Source organism: Bradyrhizobium sp. Pa8 (assembly GCF_052588265.1).
The window spans coordinates 8633303-8654378 of the sequence record NZ_CP176767.1; the positions used below are offsets into that span (position 1 = coordinate 8633303).

The window sequence follows — 21076 nt, forward strand, 5'->3', positions numbered from 1 at the left end:
GCTCGCGCTGCGCACGATCGACCCTCCCCCTCCAGGGGAGGGTGGCAGCGTGAATGCCCTACAGGTCTGTCAAGTAATCGCAATCGGGCAGCCGTTACTTCCCGTGGCGCCCTTGATGGGCGCTGGGGTGAAGGAATAGACGAACTGATACTTCTTCTCGGCGATCAGCTCGTCGAAGATCAGGTTCTCGTGGTTGTGGATGCCATTCTTGGTCTGCAGCTCGGCATGGACCACGAAGGCGAGCGTCTTGTCGGGATTGGGCACCACCTCGACCGCCCAGGTGTCTGCGCCGGTCAGCGCAAGATCCTTTTCGACCACCCACTTCGCAGCGTCGAGGCCGATGCCCGGCTCGCCGCTGTTGAAGCGATCGTTGTTCTTCATCCACAACGAGCCCCAGCCGGTGTGGAACATGATCGCGTCGCCGGGCTTGATGTCGCTCTCGGGGATGTTCTGCTTCGCCAGCGCCGCCTTGATGTCAGCCGAAGTGATCTCCTGCCCCGCATCCATCATGCCACCCTTGAGAGCGACCATGTCGATCAGATGCGCGCGGGTGAAGATCGGCTTGAGCTTCTCGATGCCGAGCTTCTTCAGGCCGTAGGCGTCGCTGATCTCGGCGGCGGTGAAGCCGTTGTAGAATCGCATCTCGCTCTTGTCGCCCTCCTTGCCCATCTGGATGCCGATGTGGCCGAGGCCGTCGAACTGCGTGCCGGTCTGGCCGATCTCGGTGGCGAGAAACTCGTCGTGATAGACCATCTTGTTGTCACCGAACGGCCCGCCGGTCGGGCTGCCGGGAATGCGCAGTGCGAATACACGCGCACCAAACAGCGGCATGGCGGCTTCGTACACGCGGCCGATCTTGTAGATCTTGCCGTCCTTGATCCATTTCGCCGCGTCGAGGACCTTCGCCGGGGTCATGTGGTTGGATGCGCCGGACTCGTCGTCCTTGCCCCATTTCGATGGCCACCAGGGCTTGTCGGTGCCCTTGGGCATGGAGGTTGCAGTCTGCGCCTGGGCCTCGCTGATCGGTGCAAGCGAGAACTTGCCATGCATCGAGCCGGCGAGTGCGGCTCCAGCAACTCCGGCGATGCCCGCGGTGCGGAGCAAGGTCCGGCGATCCGTCGTGGCGCCGCCGCCGTCTTGATCTACGTCATTGATCTCATTAGACATTGCACCCTCCCAGGTTGTGGTCCGGATAAGTCCGGACTCTAAAATTGTTTCCGCTAACCTCCTCCTCCGCTACGCTGTTGTCCAGCGACAAAAATAAGACGGTCGACGCGAGAGCTTCCCATGGGCCTGTTCGAAAGCGATAAATCCGCGCAGCGACTTCCGGTCTCGCTGATCACCGGCTTTCTCGGCAGCGGCAAGACCACGCTGCTCAATCGCCTGCTGCGCCACGACGGCATGAAGGACAGCGCCGTCATCATCAACGAGTATGGCGAAGTCAGCCTCGACCATCTCCTGGTCGAGCGCGTCGATGGCGAAGTCGCCGTGCTTGCGAGCGGATGCATCTGCTGCACCATCCGCAGCGACCTGGAGCAGACGCTGCGAGACCTTCTGGTGAAGCGGGACCGTGGCGAGATTCCGCCGTTCCGCCGTGTCCTTGTCGAGACCACCGGGCTCGCTGATCCCGCACCGATCGTGCAGCTCCTGCTCAACAATCCTCTCGTCTCACACTTCCTGCGGCTCGACACGGTCGTGACCACGGTCGATGCGGTCAACGCGCCGCATCAGCTGGATCGGCAGTATGAGGCGGTGAAACAGGTGGCGCTGGCCGACCGGCTGTTGATCACCAAGAGCGACCTGATCGCGGACATCGCGGCGCTTGAGCTGCGCCTGCGGCGGCTCAATCCCGGCGCCAGAATCGAAAGCGTCAGTCACGGCGAGATCGATCCCGCGCAGCTATTCGGCGCCGGCCTGATCGATCCCGAGCTGAAAAGGATAGACGTTGAGCGCTGGCTCAACGAGCGGGCCTTCGCGGAACCACATGCGCACGCCGGCCATGCGCATCACGATCATCACGCGCACCATGATCATGGCCATCATGATCACGATGCGTCGATCGCGAGCTTCATGCTGGCGTTCGACGAGCCGCTCGACTGGATGGCCGTGACGCGCTGGCTTGCGCATTTACGCAACGCGCGCGGCCAGGATCTGCTGCGGGTGAAGGGGATCCTCAATCTCCGTGACGAACCGGCGCCGATCGTGATCCATGGTGTGCATCACGTCTTCCATCCGCCGGTCGCCCTTAGCCGCTGGCCCGACAGCGATCGCCGCTCGCGCATCGTCTTCATCACGCGCGGGATCGCGCGCGCGGACGTGTTGGACCTCTGGCAGGCGGTTCGCGCGACAGCGTGAGACTCGTTTGAAATGAGCGACGCTGCTCTTACCCTCCCCTGGAGGGGGAGGGTCGATCGCGCGCAGCGCGAGCGGGGTGGGGTGATCTCTCCACGCAGGCACTGTTCGTCGCGGAGGGACCGTCACCCCACCCCGCTACGCATTCCGCTTCGCTTCATGCGAAGCGACCCTCCCCCTCCAGGGGAGGGTGGCCAATACCGCGAAGACTTCAGCTCAACCAGAATTTCGGCGTCGCCGGCTCCAGCCGGCCGCCGACGCGCACCGGCGCAATCTTTAGCGCGAGTCCCGTCGCATCGTCCGTCTCGACCGCCACGCCGCTGAGCGTCGCCACGCCCGCGGCCGGCTCGAACCGGCCGGAGGGAATGCCCGACGTGAAGCGCCGCAGCGGTTCTTCCTTCTGCATGCCGATGATGGAATCGTAGTCACCGGTCATGCCGGCGTCGGTCATGTAGGCGGTGCCGCCCGACAGGATCTGGTGGTCGGCGGTCGGCACATGGGTGTGGGTGCCGACGACGAGGCTGGCGCGGCCGTCGCAAAAGAAGCCGATGCCCTGCTTCTCGCTGGTCGCCTCGCAATGGAAGTCGACGACGATGGCGTCGGCTGCAACGCCGAGCGGACAGGCACCAAGCTCGCGCTCGAGCGCGGCAAAGGGATCGTCGAACGGGGTCATGAAGACGCGGCCGAGCGCGTTGACGACGAGCGCATGCTTGCCGTTCTTGGTCTCCACCAGCGCGGCGCCGCGGCCGGGCGTGCCGCGCGGGTAGTTCGCCGGCCGTACCAGACGCTCGGCGCGCTCGATGAACACCAGGGCTTCACGCTGGTCCCAGGAGTGATTGCCGAGCGTCACCGCGTCGGCCCCGGCATCGAGAAACTCCTGATAGATCGCTTCCGTGATGCCGAAGCCGCCGGCGGAATTCTCACCGTTGACGACGACGAAATCGAGCGACCAGTCCTTGACCATGCCGGGCAGATATTCGGCGATGGCGTTGCGGCCGCTACGGCCGACGACATCACCCACGAAGAGAATGCGCAACTTCAGAACTCCGGAAATCGAACACGTCCGATTCCGTTAGCACATAATCCAGCGCGACGTCGTGCGATAGTGCCGGAACCGCCTTGATCTCCTGGGCTGCAAAAGCGAGCCCGATGCCGACGATCTGCTTGGCCTTGCGCAGATGCGCGAAGGTGTGGTCGTAGTGCCCCGCGCCATAGCCGATGCGATGGCCGAGACGGTCGAAGGCCGCGAGCGGCGTCAGCATGATGTCGGGAATGACTTCGCTTGCTGCCGGCGACGGCTCGGGAATGCCGAGCGGGCCGAGCATCAGGCGGTCGTTCGGATGGAAGATGCGGAAGATCAGCGACTGGCCGCGGGCGGTGACGCAGGGCAGCGCGAGCTTTGCGCCCGCCTCGGCGAGTGCCTTCATCAGCGGCAGCGGATCGATCTCGCTGCGGATCGCGGAATAGCCGGAGACGATGCTGCCGGGCAGGAGCGGGAACGGCAGCCCGCGCTTGGCGAGCTTTGCGGCGGCGGCGGCGCGCTTCTTCTCGCTCAGCGCATCGCGCGCCGCGAGGGCTTTGGCACGGAGTTCGGCTTTCGAATTGGGCATGCGCTTGGGTCCCCCACGTCATCACCCGCCTTGTGCGCCCTTGTGCACTGGGGCGGGTGATCCAGAATTCCAGAGGCGGTGGTGATTCACACAAAGGCCGCGGCGTACTGAATGCGCCGGACAAGCCGGAGCATGACATCTACCGAACTGGCCGCAGTCGTTTCGACAAGCACAAACCAAGCAAACAAAAGTGCGAAGCCGCGGACGCCGTTGAAGCGCTCGATCCCGGAGTTCCCTACGAAAGTAGGTGGGCACCATATGTCCGAGCCCACGGGCCCGGCCAGGGACAGTTCCCTAAAGGATCGATAAGGCCCCGGGGATATATGGCTCCTGACGCACGTCGCAGCCTCGCCTGCGCAATCTAACAACGATACTGACGAACCGCCAGCCCGCTGAGCGCGCTGCCCCCAATCAGCCGATCGCGATGCCGTTGCCCACCGTCCGGTTCAGGACCTGGGTCGACTTCTCGATGCGCTCGGCGGCGGCGTTCAGCGCATTCACCACGGCGGTCTGGGTCATCCGGGCGCGCTCGACGGCGGCATTGCGGAAATCCCTGAGCTCAGTCAGCTCCTGCTCCATGGTGCGGACGCGGTTGCCGACGTCGACCAGCTCGTCGCAGACGGTCAGCGCCGCCATCACGGTGAGCCTGGCATCACCGATCTCGCCGAATTTTCCGCGCAGCGACTGAATCCGCGCCTCCAGGCTTTCGGCGAGCTTGAGCAGCCGCACCTCCTGGCCCTCCTCGCAAGCCATGCGGTATTGCCGGCCGTTGATGGTGACGTTGATGTGGCTCATCCGTCCTCTCCGGTATCGAGCACCGAGCGTATCGTGACGATTGCGGAATCCAGCCGATCGGAGATTTCGCGATTGGTGCGCTCGAGCTTGCGCGCCTTCACCAGCGCGCCGTCGAGCTCATCGGCAAGCCGCGAGCGATCCGCGCCGAGTGCCTGGATTCGCGCCGCGAGCTCGTTCTCGTCGCGATCGGCATCACGCCGCCGCTCCACCGCGCTTTCGAGCGCGTCGAGCGCCGCCATGAGTCTGCGGGTCGCGATCTCGATCTCGACGGCCGAGGACTCCGTCATGGCAGAGCTGTTGGAAACGCGATCGTTCATGCAGTCAGCGGCGGAACCTGTGGCCTTGCCCATGGGGCTTGCCGTCCGGCAAAAGACTCGGTTCGGCAAGCGGTTAGAAGCAGAAATTTACGTGGCAAGCTAGCGGAGCGCAACGTCGCCGCGAAACTATGCACTGCTAAGCAACTTTTACGGCCAAACCGGCGTTTGATTGCCTTGGACTCCCGGAACCGAGGTGCTATCCCAGCCCAACCTTCCGTGGCCGCCAGGCTCCCCCCACGCGGCCCGCACCACCGCCAAGCGCCTCATTTCAGACGGATTTCAGACATGACGCAAGTCGACCACACCCGCATGGCCAACGCGATCCGTGGCCTCTCGATGGACGCTGTCGAGAAGGCGAAATCGGGCCATCCCGGCCTGCCGATGGGCGCCGCCGACGTCGCCACGGTGCTGTTCACGCAGTTCCTGAAATTCGACGCCACTGCCACCGACTGGCCCGACCGCGATCGCTTCGTGCTCTCGGCCGGCCACGGTTCGATGCTGCTCTATTCGCTGCTGTATCTGACCGGCAATGCCGACATGACGCTGGATCAGCTCAAGCAGTTCCGCCAGCTCGGCGGCTTGACCCCGGGGCATCCCGAGAACTTCCACACCAAGGGCATCGAGACCACCACCGGTCCGCTCGGCCAGGGCATCTCGACCGCGGTCGGCATGGCGCTCGCCGAGAAGATGCTGGCCGCCGAATTCGGCAAGAAGATCGTCGACCACCACACCTACGTGCTCGCCTCCGACGGCGACCTGATGGAAGGCGTGTCGCAGGAAGCGATCGCGATGGCCGGGCACTGGAAGCTCAACAAGCTGATCGTGCTCTACGACGACAACGGCATCTCGATCGACGGGCCGACCTCGATCTCCGATTCCGTCGACCAGGTGAAGCGCTTCAAGGCGTGCGGCTGGGCCGCCGAAAAGATCGACGGCCATGACCAGGCCGCCATCACTGCTGCGATCACCCGCGCGCAAAAATCCAACAAGCCGACGCTGATCGCCTGCCGCACCACCATCGGCTTCGGCGCGCCGCACAAGGCCGGCACCGCGAAGGCGCATGGCGAGGCGCTCGGCGCCGACGAGCTCAAGGCCGCCAAGGAAAATCTCGGCATCTCGCTCGAGCCGTTCTCGGTGCCGGATGACGTGCTGAAGGCCTGGCGCGCGGCCGGCAGCCGCGGCGCGGTGGCACGGCAGGAATGGGAAGGGCGGCTCGGTGAGCTCGGCAGCCGCAAGCGCGCCGAGTTCGAGCGCCGTTTGCGTCACGAACGTCCGGCCTCGCTCGCGAAGGCCGTGCGCGCGTACAAGAAGGAGCTGCTGGAAAAGCCGATGACCGCGGCGACCCGCAAATCCTCGGAAGCGGTGATCGAAGTCATTGCCGGCGCGATGCCGATGGAATTCCTCGCCGGCTCGGCCGATCTCACCGGCTCCAACAACAACAAGGCGAAGTCGGCCACAGCTTTCTCGGCCAAGACGCCAAAAGGCCGCTTCATCCATTACGGCATCCGCGAGCACGGCATGGCGGCTGCGATGAACGGCATCTTCCTGCATGGCGGCTTCGCGCCGAACGGTGCGACCTTCCTGGTGTTCACCGACTATGCGCGTCCCGCGATGCGCCTCGCCGCGTTGATGGGCGCCGGCGTCGTCTACGTGATGACGCACGATTCCATCGGCCTCGGCGAAGACGGCCCGACCCACCAGCCGGTCGAGCATCTCGCCGCACTTCGCGCCATTCCGAACATGCGCGTGTTCCGCCCCGCCGACTCCATCGAGGTCGCCGAGTGCTGGGAGCTTGCGCTCAATCGTATCGACGGCCCGACCGTGCTGGCGCTGACGCGGCAGAACCTGCCGCAGCTCCGCACCAATGCGCCGAACGACAATCCCTGCGCGGCCGGCGCCTACGAGCTGGTCGCCGCCCAGGGCGAAGCCAAGGCAACGCTGTTCGCTTCCGGCTCCGAGGTCGAGATCGCGGTCGCCGCCCAGAAGCAGCTCGCCGAGCGCGGCATCGCGTCACGGGTGGTCTCGGTGCCCTCGCTTGAGCTTTTGTTAGCGCAACCAGAAGCCAAGCGTGCCGAGATCATCGGCAACGCGCCGGTGAAGGTCGCGATCGAGGCCGCTGTGCGCTGGGGCTGGGATGCCGTGATCGGCCAGGATGGCGATTTTATCGGCATGCATTCGTTCGGCGCGAGCGCGCCGGCGAAGGATCTTTACAAGCATTTCGGCATTACCGCCGAGGCTGCGGTTAACGCTGTGCTGAAGCGCGTTAGCTGAGAGTTGAGCTTGCCAAAAAAAAGGACTACGTAATCTCTCATATGATCAAGCACCGCCCGGCCGAACCGGGCGTCCGCCCCTAAAAAACCTTCGCAGGCGCGTAGAGCGCGTTGTGCGGGATGATTAGGCTTATCGAACCCGTCATTGAACGGTCATAAGGAGATGAAACATGGCAGTCCGCGTTGGAATTAACGGTTTTGGCCGCATCGGCCGCAACATCCTGCGGGCTATTGCCGAGTCCGGCCGCAAGGACATCGAGGTCGTCGGCATCAACGACCTCGGCCCGGTCGAGACCAACGCGCATCTCCTCCGCTTCGACAGCGTCCATGGCCGCTTCCCCGGCACCGTGACCGTCGATGGCGACTCGATCAGCCTCGGCGGCAACAAGATCAAGGTGACCGCCGAGCGCGATCCCTCGAAGCTGCCCTGGAAGGATCTCGGCGTCGACATCGCGATGGAATGCACCGGCATCTTCACCTCGAAGGACAAGGCCTCCGCGCACCTCACCGCCGGCGCCAAGCGCGTGCTGGTCTCCGCGCCCGCCGACGGCGCCGACGCCACCATCGTCTACGGCGTCAACCACGACACCTTGACCAAGGATCATCTGGTCGTCTCCAACGGTTCCTGCACCACCAACTGCCTTGCGCCGGTCGCCAAGGTGCTGAACGACCTCGTCGGCATCGAGACCGGCTTCATGACCACGATCCACGCCTACACCGGCGACCAACCGACGCTCGACACCATGCACAAGGATCTGTACCGCGGCCGTGCGGCTGCGATGTCGATGATCCCGACCTCGACCGGCGCCGCCAAGGCGATCGGCCTCGTGCTGCCCGAACTGAAGGGCAAGCTCGACGGCGTCGCGATCCGCGTGCCGACCCCGAACGTCTCGGTCGTCGACCTCAAGATCATTGCCAAGCGCGCCACCGACGCCAAGGAAATCAACGCGGCGATGAAGCGCGCCTCCGAGCAGCAGCTCAAGGGCATCCTCGGTTACACCACCGCGCCGAACGTCTCGATCGACTTCAACCACGATCCGCACTCCTCGACCTTCCACGAGGACCAGACCAAGGTGCAGAACGGCACGCTGGTGCGCGTGATGTCCTGGTACGACAACGAGTGGGGCTTCTCGAACCGCATGGCGGACACCGCCGTCGCGTTCGCGAAGGTGATCTAACGCCGCTCTCGTGTCCCGGACGCGATGCGGCGTGAAACGCTGCGTCGCAGATCCGGGACCCATGTCCCTCCAGCGTAGGTCCCGGTTCTGCACAGCGGCACTCCGCGCCGCTATGCGCCCGGGACAAGAGAGTGTCCGATGACCAACAAATTCCGCACCCTCGACGACGTCGACGTGAAGGGCAAGCGCGTGCTGCTGCGCGTCGATCTCAACGTGCCCATGGACAACGGGCGCGTCAGCGACGCGACCCGGCTCGAGCGCGTTGCGCCGACCATCACGGAAATCTCGGACAAGGGCGGCAAGGTCATCCTGCTCGCGCATTTCGGTCGGCCGAAGGGACGCGACCCCAAGGAGTCGCTCAAGCCGGTTGCCGAAGCGCTGTCGAAGGTCGTGAACAGGCCCGTCGCCTTCGCCGACGACTGCGTCGGCGAGCCCGCGGCCACGGCCGTAGCGGCGTTGAAGGATGGCGACATCCTGTGCCTGGAAAATACCCGCTTCCACAAGGAAGAGGAAAAGAACGATCCCGCCTTCGTCGCGGAATTGGCGAAACTCGGCGACATCTGGGTCAATGACGCCTTCTCGGCCGCGCACCGCGCCCATGCCACGACCGAAGGCCTCGGCCACCAGCTGCCGGCCTATGCCGGCCGCACCATGCAGGCCGAGCTCGTCGCGCTGGAAAAGGCGCTGGGCTCGCCGACCAAGCCCGTCATCGCGATCATCGGCGGCGCCAAGGTCTCGACCAAGATCGATCTGCTCGAAAACCTCGTCACCAAGGTCGACGCGCTCGTGATCGGCGGCGGCATGGCCAACACCTTCCTGCACGCCCAGGGCGTCGCGGTCGGCAAGTCGCTGGCCGAGAAGGATCTCGCCGCGACCGCGATCCGCATCATGGAGAAGGCGGAAGCCGCCAATTGCGCGATCATCCTGCCGGTGGACGCCACCGTCGCCTATCATTTCGCGGCGAACGCGCCCTCGCATGCCTACGGGCTCGATGCGATCCCGGCCGACGGCATGATCCTCGACGTCGGCCCGCAATCGATCGCGCGCGTCCACGCCGCCATCGACGACGCCGCCACGTTGGTCTGGAACGGACCGCTCGGCGCCTTCGAGATGCAGCCGTTCGACCGCGGAACCGTGTCGGCCGCCAAGCATGCCGCCGAGCGCACCAAGGCGAAGAAGCTGATCTCGATCGCGGGCGGCGGCGACACCGTCGCGGCCCTCAACCAGGCCCATGTGGCCGGTCAATTCACCTATGTCTCGACTGCCGGTGGCGCGTTTCTTGAATGGATGGAAGGCAAGCCCCTTCCCGGCGTCGAAGTTCTGCGCACCAAGTAATCAGTCGGCCTTTTAAGTCGGCCTTGCAGGCCCAAACCGGAGAAAAAGACAGATGGCTCGGATCACGTTACGTCAATTGCTCGACCATGCAGCGGAGAACGATTACGGCGTACCGGCCTTCAACATCAACAACATGGAGCAGGCGCTGGCGATCATGGACGCGGCCAATACGGTCGACGCCCCCGTCATCATCCAGGCCTCGCGCGGTGCGCGCTCCTACGCCAACGACATCATGCTCAAGCACATGATGGACGCGGTGACCGAGATCTATCCGCACATTCCGGTCTGCGTGCATCTCGACCACGGCAACGAGGCCGCGACCTGCATGACGGCGATCCAGGCCGGCTTCACCTCGGTGATGATGGACGGCTCGCTCAAGGCCGACGGCAAGACCCCCGGCGACTGGAACTACAATGTCGGCGTCACCAAGACCGTGACCGACATGGCCCATCTCGGCGGCATCTCGGTCGAGGGTGAGCTCGGCGTGCTCGGCTCGCTCGAAACCGGCATGGGCGACAAGGAAGACGGCCACGGCGCCGAAGGCAAGCTGAGCCACGACCAGCTCCTGACCAATCCGGACGAGGCCGTGAAGTTCGTCCAGGAGACCAAGGTCGACGCGCTCGCGATCGCCATGGGCACCTCGCACGGCGCCTACAAGTTCACCCGCAAGCCGGACGGCGACATCCTCGCCATGAACGTGATCGAGGAGATCCACCGCAAGCTGCCGAACACGCATCTGGTGATGCACGGCTCCTCCTCGGTGCCGCAGGACCTCCAGGACATCATCAACGAGTTCGGCGGCAAGATGAAGCCGACCTGGGGCGTGCCGGTCGCCGAGATCCAGCGCGGCATCAAGAACGGCGTGCGCAAGATCAACATTGACACCGACAACCGCATGGCCATGACCGGACAGATCCGCAAGGTGTTCAAGGAGCACCCGGAAGAGTTCGACCCGCGCAAGTACCTGAAGCCCGCGATGGAAGCCATGACCAAGCTGTGCAAGCAGCGGCTCCAGGAGTTCAATACCGCAGGCCAGGCCGCCAAGTTCAAGAAGGTCCTGACCCCCGCCGAGATGGCCAAGCGCTACGCCAAGGGCGAGCTGGATCCGAAGGTGGCGTAAGGCCTTCAGCCACATCCCCCCGTCATTCCGGGACACGCGAAGCGTGGGCCCGGAATCCATAACCACAGCCTGGGGTTATGGATTCCGGGCCTGCGCCTTTCGGCGCATCCCGGAATGACAGAGAGCCCCCTTTTACCCTGCGACGAACGTTAACTCGGCAATTGCCCGATAACGGTCTATTTTCACAGGCAAGGGCAGAATCGTTTTGGGAGGACCTCTCGATGAATCTGACTGAGCTCAACAGGATCGCGACCGCCATGGTCGCGCCCGGCAAGGGCATCCTTGCCGCCGACGAATCCTCCGGCACCATCAAGAAGCGCTTTGACGCGATCGGGGTGGAATCGACGGAAGGCAACCGCCGTGACTATCGCGAGATGCTGTTCCGCTCCAGGGAGGCCATGAGCCAGTTCATCTCCGGCGTGATCCTCTATGACGAAACGATCTGGCAGGATGCGAAGGACGGCACGCCGCTGGTCAAGCTGATCGAGAGTAGCGGCGCCATCCCCGGCATCAAGGTCGACGAGGGCACGCAAGCCCTGCCGATGTGCCCGGGCGAGCTCGTCACCGTCGGGCTCGACAAGCTCGCCGAGCGCCTGAAGAAATATTACGAGCGCGGCGCGCGCTTCGCCAAATGGCGCGCGGTGATCGATATCGGCAGCGGCATTCCCTCGATGACCGCGATCGGCGTCAACGCCCATGCGCTGGCTCGCTACGCAGCGCTGTGCCAGGCCGCGCAGATCGTGCCGATCGTCGAGCCTGAGGTGCTGATGGACGGCGATCACGACATCGACCGCTGCTATGAAGTGACGACCCGCGTGCTCAACAAGACCTTCCAGGAATTGCGCGTGCAGCGCGTTGCGCTCGAAGGCATGGTGCTGAAGCCGAACATGGCGATCTCCGGCAAGAAATGCGCGAAGCAGGCTCCCGTCGAGGAAGTCGCCGAGAAGACGATTCGGCTGCTGAAGGCCTGCGTGCCCGCGGCCGTGCCGGGTATCGCCTTCCTCTCCGGCGGCCAGTCGGACGAAGAGGCGACGGCGCATCTCAACGCCATGCACAAGCTCGGGCCGCTGCCCTGGGGCCTGACCTTCTCCTACGGCCGCGCGCTGCAGGCCGCGCCGCAGAAGGCCTGGTCCGGCAAGGCCGAGAATGTCGCAGCCGGCCAAAATGCATTCAGCCATCGCGCCCGGATGAATGGTCTGGCGTCCAAGGGCGAATGGCAAAGCAGCCTGGAAAAGAAAGCAGCCTAGATCTTGTCGAGCAAATCGCCTCCGCCGCGCCCGGCGCCGCGCCTTTATCTTGCGACGCCTGTTGTCGACGATCCCGCGACGCTTCTCGCCGGGTTGCCGGACCTGCTCGCGTCTGCCGATGTCGCGGCCGTGCTGGTGCGGCTGAAGGAGACCGACCAGCGCACCATGATCACGCGCATCAAGGCGCTGGCGCCGCCGGTCCAGAAGGCGGGCGCTGCGCTGCTCGTCGACGGCCATGCTGAGCTCGTCGCACGCGGCGGCGCCGACGGCGCGCACCTACCCGGCATCGCCGCGCTGAAAGAGGCGCTGCCATCGCTCAAGCCGGATCGCATCGCCGGCGTCGGCGGGCTGACGACGCGGCACCATTCCATGGATGCGGGCGAGATGGGTGCCGACTACGTGCTGTTCGGCGAGCCTGACGCGAAGGGACAGCGGCCGTCGTCCCAGGCGATCGCCGAGCGCCTGGACTGGTGGGCCGAGCTGTTCGAGCCGCCCTGCGTCGGCTTTGCCATCTCGCTCGAAGAGGCGCACGACTTCGCCGCCAGCGGTGCCGATTTCGTGCTGGTCGGCGATTTCGTCTGGTCCGATCCGCGCGGTCCCAAGGCCGCGCTGATCGAGGTCGACGCTGCGATCAAGAAGGCCCATGCGGCTGCGCTTGCGGATCAGGAGCACGGCTAGCGCCCGACATGAAGCTCCCGCGCATCACCATCCTGGCCACGCTGCTGCTGACGGCGCCCGCGGCCGCGCAGCTCCAGATCACGCCGCCGGTGGCAACGCCGGGCGCGGTGCCTGAGAAACAGAAGCCCAAGCCGCCTCCGGCCGCCAAGAAGAAAGAGGCCGCGCCGGCGCCAAAACCTTCGGCCTCGCCCAAGCCGGCCGCCTCGCCCAAGCCGGCGCTGCCCGCAACCGTGATCCCCGCACCGGCCGCCGACAATCCCAATGTCGATCTGGTGTTCGGCGCCTATCAGCGCGGCCAGTACAAGACGGCGTTCGATCTTGCCACCGCCCGCGCACAAGCGGGCGATCCCAAGGCGATGACCATGCTCGGCGAGCTCTATTCCAACGCCATGGGCATCCGCCGCGACTACGCCAAGGCGCTGGAATGGTACAAGCGCGCCTCCGATGCCGGCGACCGCGAGGCGATGTTCGCGCTCGCCATGCTGCGAATTTCCGGCCGCGGCGGCTCAGTCGACAAAGGCGAGGCGGTGAAGCTGATGGCTTCCGCCGCCAAGCTCGGCGAGCCCAAGGCGGCCTATAACCTCGCTTTGCTCTATCTCGACGGCCAGACCCTGCCGCAGGACGTCAAGCGGTCCGCCGAGCTGCTGCGTCAGGCCGCCGATGCCGGCCTGCCCGAGGCACAATACGCGCTGGCGACCTTCTACAAGGAAGGCACCGGCGTGCCGAAGGACCCGGAACGCGCGGTGCGGCTGCTCCAGGCGGCTACCCTGGCGGACAATGTCGATGCCGAGGTCGAATATGCCATCGCCATGTTCAACGGCACCGGCACGCCGAAGAACCAGCCGGCCGCCGTCGCGTTGCTCCGCAAGGCCTCCCGCCAGGGCAGCGCGATCGCGCAGAACCGCCTCGCCTGGGTGCTGATCAACGGCATGGGCACGTCCGTGGACAAGGTCGAGGGCTTCAAATGGCACCTGGTGGCGAAAACCGCCGGCAAGGGCGATCCGGAGCTCGACAAGCAATTGTCCGACCTGCCGGCCGAGGACCGGGGCAAGGCCGAGGCCGCCGCCAGAAAATGGCTCGGGACCAAATGACTTGACGCAAAGGCCCTCGCAGGGCACCCCATCCTTCAAACAGGCGCGATTTCGCGCCATTTCCCCCGATCAAGACCAGAGCACATGCTGTATTCCGCCACTATCAACGTCATGGTCAAGGCCGCGCGCCGCGCCGGCCGCAGCCTCAAGCGCGATCTCGGCGAGATCGAGCATTTGCAGGTCTCGCTGAAGGGGCCGGCCAATTTCGTCTCGCTCGCCGACAAGCGCGCCGAGGAGATCCTCTATCAGGACCTCGCCAAGGCCCGCCCCGGCTACGGCTTCATCGGCGAGGAAGGCGGCACCCGCGAAGGCAGCGACAAGAGCCACACCTGGATCGTCGACCCGCTCGACGGCACCACCAACTTCCTGCACGGCATCCCGCAATTCGCGATCTCGATCGGCCTCGTGCGCGAGGGCACGATCATTGCGGGCGTGATTTACAACCCCGCCAATGACGAGCTCTACATCGCCGAGCGCGGCAAGGGCGCCTTCCTCAACGACCAGCGCCTGCGCGTCGCCGGCCGCCGCCAGCTCAACGAATGCGTGGTGGCCTGCGGCCTGCCGCATATCGGCCGCGGCGACCACGAGGAATTCCGCCGCGAGATGACCGCGATTCAGGACCGCGTCGCGGGTCTGCGCCGTTTCGGCGCCGCCTCCCTCGACCTGGCCTTCGTCGCCGCCGGGCGCCTCGACGGCTACTGGGAGCGCAACCTGCAATCCTGGGACATCGCCGCCGGCATGATCATGGTGCGCGAGGCAGGCGGCACGGTGAGCGACATCGCAACGCCGGGCGATGCGCTGGTCACGGGCGACGTCGTGTGCGGGAACGAGTTCGTGCACGGGGAGCTGGTGAAGATTTTGCGGAAGTAGGGGCAGTCTTACGACAGCTCCACCTGCAACGACTAAGAGTCGTCTTCGTCGGATTCCTCGTCCCGATATTCACCGCCAATGGTCAGGCCTTCGATGGTCGTGGCGCCTTTCGGCTTGATCACCCGGCGAAGCGGGACCGAACTCTCGCTTCGCAGTGCCTCCATCAGTTGTTCCGAATGCGTGACAATCCAGATGTCCGCGCGGCGTGATGCCTTGGCGACTAGCCGCGCCAATGGCGCCAGCAGCGACGGATGCAGGCTGGTCTCCGGTTCGTTCAGCGCGATGAAGGGCGGCAGCCGATAGCCCATGAACACCGCGAGCAGGCAGATGTATTTCAGCGTCCCATCGGACAATTCGTGGGCCTTGAACGGCCGCGGCATATCCGCCAGTTGCAGATCAAATTCACACCAACCATTTTCTTCCCACGCACGGAGCTCAGCGCCCGGGAATGCATCCTGAATCGCGTCCTGCAAGTCGGTGGCATCTTCCCGAATGGAATAGAGCGTCGCCAGGGCGGCGGCCAAATCGGTTCCATCGGCACTGAGCGAGGGCGTTGTGATCGCCAGACACGGCTTTCGTATCGGCGACGCCGGGTCGGTGCGAAAGTCATGATAGAATCGCCAGCCCAGCATCGCGCTTCTGATCAGATCGATTTCAGGACATTCCCTGCCATCGGAAAAACCCGCAAGCGCCGTCTCTGACGGCAGCACCGCATCCTTATGACTGTTCCAGGTACCGCTCTCGCCGCGGACGCTGACGAGCGAATTCGTTCGCGCCATCAGCTGAACCTTACGTTTGCCCTGTGTCGTCTCGATACTTTCAGCCTTGATCATCGGCTCGCCGGAAAATGCCGCCTCGACCGGGCCAGGAAATCCGAGCTCAATAGAATATCTGAGACTGTCGAATTTGACCGACAAACGCAGTCGCCCATCTTCGCCTCGCTTGCGAAGGCCGGACCAGCAGACGGAATTTAATCCGCCTTCCTCGGCGATCGTGCGCGTGATTCGACCTGTCGCCGCGTCGCGCAACAGCGACAAGGACTTGTAGAGATTGGATTTACCGACACCATTCTCACCTACAAACACGGACAGAGGGTGGATTGGTATGGAGAGCCGCCGAATGGAGCGATAGTTCGAGATCGCAATTTCGGTCGGACGCATCACATGCTCTCAATCGGCAGGTGTGCATTGGCGGCGCAGCGCGAATACACCTGCTTTCAATCCAGGGATGCAGTCTGGATCGACGCTTCCGCGAAAGCAAGCCGAACGCCTTCTTGACGTCGCGCGACGTGGAGGCCACTCAACAGCGGCCTCCGGTCTCGCGTCATACTAGGCGATTACCACGCCACCCATTTGCGGCCGTGCCAATAGCCGCGCCCCTCGTGCTCGCGGAACGCAAACTTTTCGCGCGGACCCCAGTGCCAATTGTCTTCGTGAACGACGACCCCCGCCTCGTGAGGAAAGTCGTAGGCCTCATGCGTGTGCCAGCAGGTGTGGCCTTTGCACACGATCGCCGCCGATGCGGTGAAGGTCGACATCATCAGCACGCCGGTGCCGACAGCGGCAGCGGAAAGGATCTTCTTCAACATTTGGACGATTTCTCCGTGGAACCCCTAACCCCGCGGGCAAACATTTTTGCGGGGACCTGGTTCCGGCGGAGAACGTGAAGCTTTCGTAAGGATCGGAGTGCGCCTTCGCCTATGGCTTCACCCGCGCCGGCGGGCCGTACGCTTCGCTTTCCTTCGCGGCCTTCGGCTCCCTGTCCCCCGCCAGCACGCGCTGCACCGAGACGAAGAACACCGGCACCATCAGTAGCGCCAGGATCACCACCGCGATCATGCCGCCCATCACGATGCTGCCGAGCGCCTGCTGGCTGGCGCCGCCGGCGCCGTGCGCAATCGCCATCGGCAGCACGCCGCAGATGAAGGCAAGGCCGGTCATCAGGATCGGGCGGAAGCGCAGGCGGCAGGCCTCGATGGTGGCGTCCACCAGCGGCTTGCCTTCTTTCCGCAGATCCTTGGCGAACTCGATGATCAGGATCGCATCCTTTGCGGCGAGGCCGATGATGGTGATCAGGCCGACGGTGAAATAGACGTCGTTGGGCAGGCCGCGCAGCATCGCTGCGGCCACCGCGCCGACGATGCCGAGCGGCACCGTGAGCAGCACCGCGAGCGGAATGGTCCAGCTCTCGTAGAGCGCGGCAAGACACAGGAACACCACGAACACCGACAGCGCCAGCAGGAACGGCGCCTGCGAGCCCGACAGTTTTTCCTGGAGCGACTGTCCGGTCCATTCATAACCGAAGCCGCGCGGCAATTTGCCGGCAAGCCGCTCCATCTCGGCGATCGCGTCGCCCGAGGTGAAGCCGGGTTTCGCCTCGCCGGAGATGCGCACTGCGGGATAATAGTTGAAGCCCGCGATCTGCGTCGGGCCGCGCGCCCATTCGACGGTGGCGAAGGAGGAGAACGGCACGAGCTGGCCACGGCTGTTCTTGACGTTGTAGTTGAGGATGTCCTCGGTCCGCATGCGATCGCGGGCATCCGCCTGCACCACGACGCGCTGCATGCGGCCGCGGTTCGGGAAGTCGTTGATGTAGTTCGAGCCGAGATTGGTCGAGATCGTGTTGTTGATGTCCTCGAAGGTGACGCCGAAGGCGCCGGCCTTCTCGCGGTCGATCACGAGATTGACCACGCCGGCCTCGGGCAGGCCCTCGATATAGACCTTCTGCAGCACCGGGCTGGCATTGGCCTCCGCGATCAGCTGGTCGGCGGCGCGCATCAATGCCGGATAGCCTTTCTGGCCGCGGTCCTGGAGGCGGAACGAGAAGCCCGAGGAATTGCCGAGATTGTCGATCGGCGGCGGCTGGAGCGCAGAGATCTTTGCATCGCGGATCGAAGACGACAGATCGCGGTTGATGTCGTTGACGATCGCGGCGGCGGAGTCCTTCGGCCCGCGCTCCGACCAGTCCTTCAGCGTGATGAAGGCCTGCGCGGTGTTCATGCCCTGGCCGGAGAAGCTGAAGCCGGTGAGGAAGGTGACATCCTTCACACCCGGCCGCTCGGCGAGATATTTCTCGACCTTCTCGATGACGGCTTCGGTGCGGGGATAGGACGAATCCGACGGCGTCTGCACGTCGGTGGTGACGAAGCCCTGGTCATCGATCGGCAGGAAGCCGCCGGGCAGGCTGACGAAGGCCCAGGAGAGACCAACCAGCAGCGCGACATAGACCAGCATCAGGCGGCCGGTCCGCTTCAGCGAGAAGCCGACGGTGCTGGAATAGCCCTCCTTGCCGCCTTCGAGCATGCGGTTGAACCAGCCGAACACGCCCCGCTTCGCGTGGCCGTGGCCGGCCGCGACGGGCTTGAGCAAGGTCGCGCACAGCGCCGGCGTCAGCGACAGCGCGAGGAAGGCGGAGAAGCCGATCGCGGCGACCATGGTCACCGAGAACTGGCGGTAGATGATGCCGACCGAGCCGGGGAAGAACGCCATCGGCACGAACACCGCCATCAGCACCAGCGTGATGCCGATGATGGCGCCCGATATCTGCGCCATCGCCTTCCGCGTCGCTTCCTTCGGCGGCAGACCTTCCTCGGACATGATGCGCTCGACGTTCTCGACCACGACGATGGCGTCGTCGACGAGGATGCCGACCGCGAGCACCATGCCGAACATCGAGAGCATGTTGATGGAATAGCCGGCGAGCAGCAGCGTGGTGCACGCGCCCAGCAGCGCCACGGGCACCACGATGGTCGGGATGATGGTGTAGCGGATGTTCTGCAGGAACAGGAACATCACCACGAACACCAGCACCACGGCTTCGACCAGCGTCGTCAGCACCTTCTTGATCGAGGCCTCGACCACGGGCGTGATGTTGTAGGGGATTTCGTAGGAGATGTTGGCCGGGAAGAAGCGCGACAGCTCCTTCATCTTCTCCTCGACCGCGCTCGCGGTCGCCAGCGCGTTGCCGGTCGGCGACATCAGCACGGAGAGGCCCGCGGTCGGCTTGCCGTTCAGGCGCGTGTTGAACTGGTAGCTGAGGCCGCCGACCTCGATGCGCGCGACGTCGCGCAACCGCACGGTCGAACCGTCGGCATTGGCGCGCAGGATGATGGAACCGAATTCGTCCGGGGACGAGAGCTGGCCCTTGACCAGCACCAGCGAGGAGGTGCGCTGGCTCGCGGTCGACGGCTCGGCGCCGATGCTGCCCGAAGCGACCTGTGCGTTCTGCGCGGCGATCGCCTTGTTGACGTCGTCCGCGGTCAGCCCATAGCCGACGAGCTTTGCCGGATCGACCCAGACGCGCAAGCTGCGTTCGGTCGAATAGAGCGTGGCGCGGCCGACGCCGGGGATGCGGCGGATCTCGCCCAGCACGTTGCGGATCATGAAGTCGCCGAGGCCGACTTCGTCGAGGCTGCCGTCGGTCGAGTTCAGCGTGATGATCTGGAGCACGGCGCTCGAGGCTTCCTCGATCAGGATGCCCTGCTGGATCACCGCGCGCGGCAGCCGTGCCTCGACGCGCTTGATGCGGTTCTGCACCTCGACGGAGGCGGCGCTGGTATCGGTGCCCGGCTGGAAATTGGCGATGATCTCGACTTGGCCGAGCGAGTCGCTGGTCGATTCGAAATTGAGGATGCCGGAGGCGCCGTTGAGCTCCTCTTCGATCAGCCGGGTGACGCTGTTGTAGAGGTTCTCGGGCGAGGCGCCGGGATAGCTGGTCGAGATCGAGATCGAGGGCGGCGCGATGATCGGATATTGCGCGATCGGCAGCAGCGGAACCGCGATCGCGCCGATCAAGCAGATGAACAGCGCGACCACCCAGGCGAAGATCGGCCTGTCGATGAAGAAACTCGCCATGGCGCGTTACCGCGTCAGCTTCTGGGCGTGCCGATTGTCCGCCGTGGCGTCCGCTTCCGACCAGGATTGCGGCTTCACCTTGTCGCCGGCGGCGAACTTCTGGAAGCCTTCGACCACGACCTTGTCGCCGGCCTTCAGGCCTTCGGTCACGAACCAGAGTCCGTCCTGCACCGACCCCGTGCGCACCGGCTGCACGGCGATGTGGTTGTCGTCCTTGACGACGAACACCTCGCTGCCGCCGCCGCCGTTACGCTGGATCGCCTGCTGCGGCACCGCGATCGCATCGCTGTCGAGACCCTGGTCGATCCGGACGCGGACATACATGCCCGGCAGCAGCTCGCGCTTGGGGTTGCGGAACTCGCCGCGCAGGGTCACCTGGCCGGTATGGGCATCGACCTTGGCGTCGGAGAACAACAGCTTGCCGTCGAGCCCATAAAGGGTGTTGTCGTCGAGCACGAGGCGCACCTTGGCGGCATCGGCCGCGATGCGCTCGAGGTCGCCGCTCTCGAAGGCGCGGCGGAGCTGGTTGAGCTCGGTCACCGACTGGGTGAAGTCGGCGTAGATCGGATCGAGCTGCTGGATGCTGGCGAGGTTGGTCTCGTTCTGCACCGCGAGCGCACCCTCGCTGACCAGCGCCGCACCGACGACGCCGTCGATCGGCGCGCGCACGGTGGCATAGTCGAGATTGAGTTTGGCGCGCGCGAGTTCCGCCTTGCGGCCTTCGACCTCGGCATGGGCCTGACGCTCGGCCGCGATCGCCTTCTCGTTCTCGGCTTCCGGGGCAGCGCGATCCTTGGTGAGGGTGGCGATGCGGTGCGCCTGCTGCCTGGCCTGCATCAACCCGGCCTCGGCCTTGGCGACGGCCGCCTCGTTGGCCATCACCTCGACCTCGAACGGACGCGGATCGATGCGATAGAGCGCATCGCCGGCCTTCACCTCGCTGCCCTGACGGAACAGGCGCTCGACCACGATGCCGGAGATGCGCGGCCGCACGTCGGAGACGCGCGTCGGCGCGATGCGGCCCGGCAGCTCGCGCACCACGGCGCGCGGCTGCGGCTTGACGATGACGATGCTGACGTCAGGGACGGCGGGCTGGGCAGCGGACACCGCAGAGACGGATTCGTCGCAGCCCGCGAGCAGCGGCGTAAGGGCCGCGAGCATCAATGCAACGCATGCCGATCGCGCGCGAAGTCCTGACATGAAGTTAAACGCCCCGATGTTGTTGAAACTGAAATCACGCTCCGCACGAGCCCGTTCTGGGCGATTCCATGCGGCTGATGCCGTCAAGATAGAAGGTACTTGCTGCGACGCAACGCATTGCGCGGGCGGCTCATTGCCACATGACCTATCATGCTGAATT

General features: G+C 64.9%; 19 protein-coding genes and 1 other RNA gene. 10 read left to right on the forward strand and 10 right to left on the reverse strand.

Annotated features, from left to right (window positions below; all coding sequences use genetic code 11):
* Positions 1-69: 69 nt before the first annotated feature.
* Entirely contained in the window at positions 70-1167 is a 1098-nt protein-coding gene (locus ACKWRH_RS40965; protein WP_445218184.1) for a cyclase family protein, read from the reverse strand.
* Positions 1168-1287: 120 nt separating this feature from the next.
* Between ACKWRH_RS40965 and ACKWRH_RS40970 the strand changes: the two genes are divergently transcribed.
* Positions 1288-2355, forward strand: coding sequence for a CobW family GTP-binding protein (locus ACKWRH_RS40970; RefSeq protein ID WP_445218185.1), 1068 nt, complete (start codon positions 1288-1290; stop codon positions 2353-2355).
* Positions 2356-2563: 208 nt separating this feature from the next.
* Here ACKWRH_RS40970 and ACKWRH_RS40975 read toward each other — a convergent pair whose 3' ends face one another.
* The 5 genes from ACKWRH_RS40975 to ACKWRH_RS40995 all read right to left on the reverse strand — a co-directional run bounded on the left by ACKWRH_RS40975 (position 2564) and on the right by ACKWRH_RS40995 (position 5074).
* Positions 2564-3388 (reverse strand): TIGR00282 family metallophosphoesterase, encoded by an 825-nt coding sequence (locus tag ACKWRH_RS40975; protein WP_028157455.1) that lies wholly within the window; start codon positions 3386-3388, stop codon positions 2564-2566.
* Positions 3366-3962, reverse strand: coding sequence for a 5-formyltetrahydrofolate cyclo-ligase (locus ACKWRH_RS40980; protein WP_445218186.1), 597 nt, complete (start codon positions 3960-3962; stop codon positions 3366-3368). Before ACKWRH_RS40980 ends, ACKWRH_RS40975 begins: the two co-directional genes overlap by 23 nt.
* Positions 3963-4153: 191 nt before the next feature.
* Positions 4154-4314: non-coding RNA, 6S RNA (gene ssrS, locus ACKWRH_RS40985), on the reverse strand.
* 59 nt (positions 4315-4373) lie between these two features.
* Positions 4374-4757, reverse strand: a complete 384-nt coding sequence (locus ACKWRH_RS40990) for a cell division protein ZapA (RefSeq protein WP_014498141.1) — start codon at positions 4755-4757, stop codon at positions 4374-4376.
* Positions 4754-5074, reverse strand: a complete 321-nt coding sequence (locus tag ACKWRH_RS40995) for a DUF4164 domain-containing protein (protein WP_020608063.1) — start codon at positions 5072-5074, stop codon at positions 4754-4756. Before ACKWRH_RS40995 ends, ACKWRH_RS40990 begins: the two co-directional genes overlap by 4 nt.
* On the opposite strand from ACKWRH_RS40995, the gene ACKWRH_RS41000 reads away from it, so the two are divergent.
* From ACKWRH_RS41000 to ACKWRH_RS41040, 9 genes are all read left to right on the forward strand, one after another.
* The gene (locus ACKWRH_RS41000) at positions 5043-5177 is read left to right on the forward strand and encodes a hypothetical protein (RefSeq protein WP_283842012.1); all 135 of its coding nucleotides are present in this window, start codon (positions 5043-5045) and stop codon (positions 5175-5177) included. The genes ACKWRH_RS40995 and ACKWRH_RS41000 overlap by 32 nt on opposite strands.
* Before the next feature lie 182 nt (positions 5178-5359).
* Complete coding sequence (gene tkt, locus ACKWRH_RS41005; RefSeq protein ID WP_445218187.1) at positions 5360-7345, forward strand: transketolase; 1986 nt, start codon at positions 5360-5362, stop codon at positions 7343-7345.
* A gap of 169 nt (positions 7346-7514) precedes the next feature.
* Positions 7515-8522 (forward strand): type I glyceraldehyde-3-phosphate dehydrogenase, encoded by a 1008-nt coding sequence (gene gap, locus ACKWRH_RS41010; protein WP_445218188.1) that lies wholly within the window; start codon positions 7515-7517, stop codon positions 8520-8522.
* 138 nt (positions 8523-8660) lie between these two features.
* Entirely contained in the window at positions 8661-9857 is a 1197-nt protein-coding gene (locus tag ACKWRH_RS41015) for a phosphoglycerate kinase (protein ID WP_445218189.1), read from the forward strand.
* A gap of 52 nt (positions 9858-9909) precedes the next feature.
* Positions 9910-10977 carry a class II fructose-bisphosphate aldolase gene (gene fba / locus ACKWRH_RS41020; RefSeq protein WP_445218190.1) on the forward strand — a complete coding sequence of 356 codons (1068 nt, stop codon included), beginning with the start codon at positions 9910-9912 and terminating at the stop codon, positions 10975-10977.
* A 221-nt stretch (positions 10978-11198) separates the two neighbouring features.
* Positions 11199-12224 (forward strand): class I fructose-bisphosphate aldolase, encoded by a 1026-nt coding sequence (locus ACKWRH_RS41025; protein WP_445218191.1) that lies wholly within the window; start codon positions 11199-11201, stop codon positions 12222-12224.
* A gap of 3 nt (positions 12225-12227) precedes the next feature.
* Positions 12228-12902, forward strand: coding sequence for a thiamine phosphate synthase (locus ACKWRH_RS41030; RefSeq protein WP_445218192.1), 675 nt, complete (start codon positions 12228-12230; stop codon positions 12900-12902).
* A gap of 8 nt (positions 12903-12910) precedes the next feature.
* The gene (locus tag ACKWRH_RS41035) at positions 12911-13993 is read left to right on the forward strand and encodes a tetratricopeptide repeat protein (protein WP_445218193.1); all 1083 of its coding nucleotides are present in this window, start codon (positions 12911-12913) and stop codon (positions 13991-13993) included.
* Between the two features lie 84 nt (positions 13994-14077).
* Positions 14078-14863 (forward strand): inositol monophosphatase family protein, encoded by a 786-nt coding sequence (locus tag ACKWRH_RS41040; RefSeq protein ID WP_248881434.1) that lies wholly within the window; start codon positions 14078-14080, stop codon positions 14861-14863.
* 32 nt (positions 14864-14895) lie between these two features.
* Here the strand turns inward: ACKWRH_RS41040 and ACKWRH_RS41045 are convergent, their stop codons facing one another.
* From ACKWRH_RS41045 to ACKWRH_RS41060, 4 genes are all read right to left on the reverse strand, one after another.
* The gene (locus ACKWRH_RS41045; protein WP_445218194.1) at positions 14896-16023 is read right to left on the reverse strand and encodes an AAA family ATPase; all 1128 of its coding nucleotides are present in this window, start codon (positions 16021-16023) and stop codon (positions 14896-14898) included.
* Between the two features lie 176 nt (positions 16024-16199).
* Entirely contained in the window at positions 16200-16451 is a 252-nt protein-coding gene (locus ACKWRH_RS41050; protein WP_028157444.1) for a hypothetical protein, read from the reverse strand.
* Positions 16452-16560: 109 nt separating this feature from the next.
* Positions 16561-19716: a multidrug efflux RND transporter permease subunit gene (locus ACKWRH_RS41055; protein WP_038942110.1), complete on the reverse strand. Its 3156-nt coding sequence runs from the start codon at positions 19714-19716 to the stop codon at positions 16561-16563.
* Between the two features lie 6 nt (positions 19717-19722).
* Entirely contained in the window at positions 19723-20916 is a 1194-nt protein-coding gene (locus ACKWRH_RS41060) for an efflux RND transporter periplasmic adaptor subunit (protein ID WP_445218195.1), read from the reverse strand.
* Positions 20917-21076: the final 160 nt, after the last annotated feature.

Excerpts from the sequence above, each read along its gene's own strand:
- ACKWRH_RS41045 (WP_445218194.1), bottom strand. The coding sequence starts at position 16,023 with ATGCGTCCGACCGAAATTGCGATCTCGAACTATCGCTCCATTCGGCGG.
- ACKWRH_RS40970 (WP_445218185.1), top strand. The coding sequence starts at position 1,288 with ATGGGCCTGTTCGAAAGCGATAAATCCGCGCAGCGACTTCCGGTCTCG.
- ACKWRH_RS40995 (WP_020608063.1), bottom strand. The coding sequence starts at position 5,074 with ATGAACGATCGCGTTTCCAACAGCTCTGCCATGACGGAGTCCTCGGCC.
- ACKWRH_RS41050 (WP_028157444.1), bottom strand. The coding sequence starts at position 16,451 with ATGTTGAAGAAGATCCTTTCCGCTGCCGCTGTCGGCACCGGCGTGCTG.
- ACKWRH_RS40965 (WP_445218184.1), bottom strand. The coding sequence starts at position 1,167 with ATGTCTAATGAGATCAATGACGTAGATCAAGACGGCGGCGGCGCCACG.
- tkt (WP_445218187.1), top strand. The coding sequence starts at position 5,360 with ATGACGCAAGTCGACCACACCCGCATGGCCAACGCGATCCGTGGCCTC.
- ACKWRH_RS41015 (WP_445218189.1), top strand. The coding sequence starts at position 8,661 with ATGACCAACAAATTCCGCACCCTCGACGACGTCGACGTGAAGGGCAAG.
- ACKWRH_RS41060 (WP_445218195.1), bottom strand. The coding sequence starts at position 20,916 with ATGTCAGGACTTCGCGCGCGATCGGCATGCGTTGCATTGATGCTCGCG.
- ACKWRH_RS41000 (WP_283842012.1), top strand. The coding sequence starts at position 5,043 with ATGGCAGAGCTGTTGGAAACGCGATCGTTCATGCAGTCAGCGGCGGAA.
- ACKWRH_RS41055 (WP_038942110.1), bottom strand. The coding sequence starts at position 19,716 with ATGGCGAGTTTCTTCATCGACAGGCCGATCTTCGCCTGGGTGGTCGCG.
- ACKWRH_RS41025 (WP_445218191.1), top strand. The coding sequence starts at position 11,199 with ATGAATCTGACTGAGCTCAACAGGATCGCGACCGCCATGGTCGCGCCC.
- ACKWRH_RS41040 (WP_248881434.1), top strand. The coding sequence starts at position 14,078 with ATGCTGTATTCCGCCACTATCAACGTCATGGTCAAGGCCGCGCGCCGC.
- fba (WP_445218190.1), top strand. The coding sequence starts at position 9,910 with ATGGCTCGGATCACGTTACGTCAATTGCTCGACCATGCAGCGGAGAAC.
- ACKWRH_RS40980 (WP_445218186.1), bottom strand. The coding sequence starts at position 3,962 with ATGCCCAATTCGAAAGCCGAACTCCGTGCCAAAGCCCTCGCGGCGCGC.
- ACKWRH_RS41035 (WP_445218193.1), top strand. The coding sequence starts at position 12,911 with ATGAAGCTCCCGCGCATCACCATCCTGGCCACGCTGCTGCTGACGGCG.
- gap (WP_445218188.1), top strand. The coding sequence starts at position 7,515 with ATGGCAGTCCGCGTTGGAATTAACGGTTTTGGCCGCATCGGCCGCAAC.
- ACKWRH_RS40990 (WP_014498141.1), bottom strand. The coding sequence starts at position 4,757 with ATGAGCCACATCAACGTCACCATCAACGGCCGGCAATACCGCATGGCT.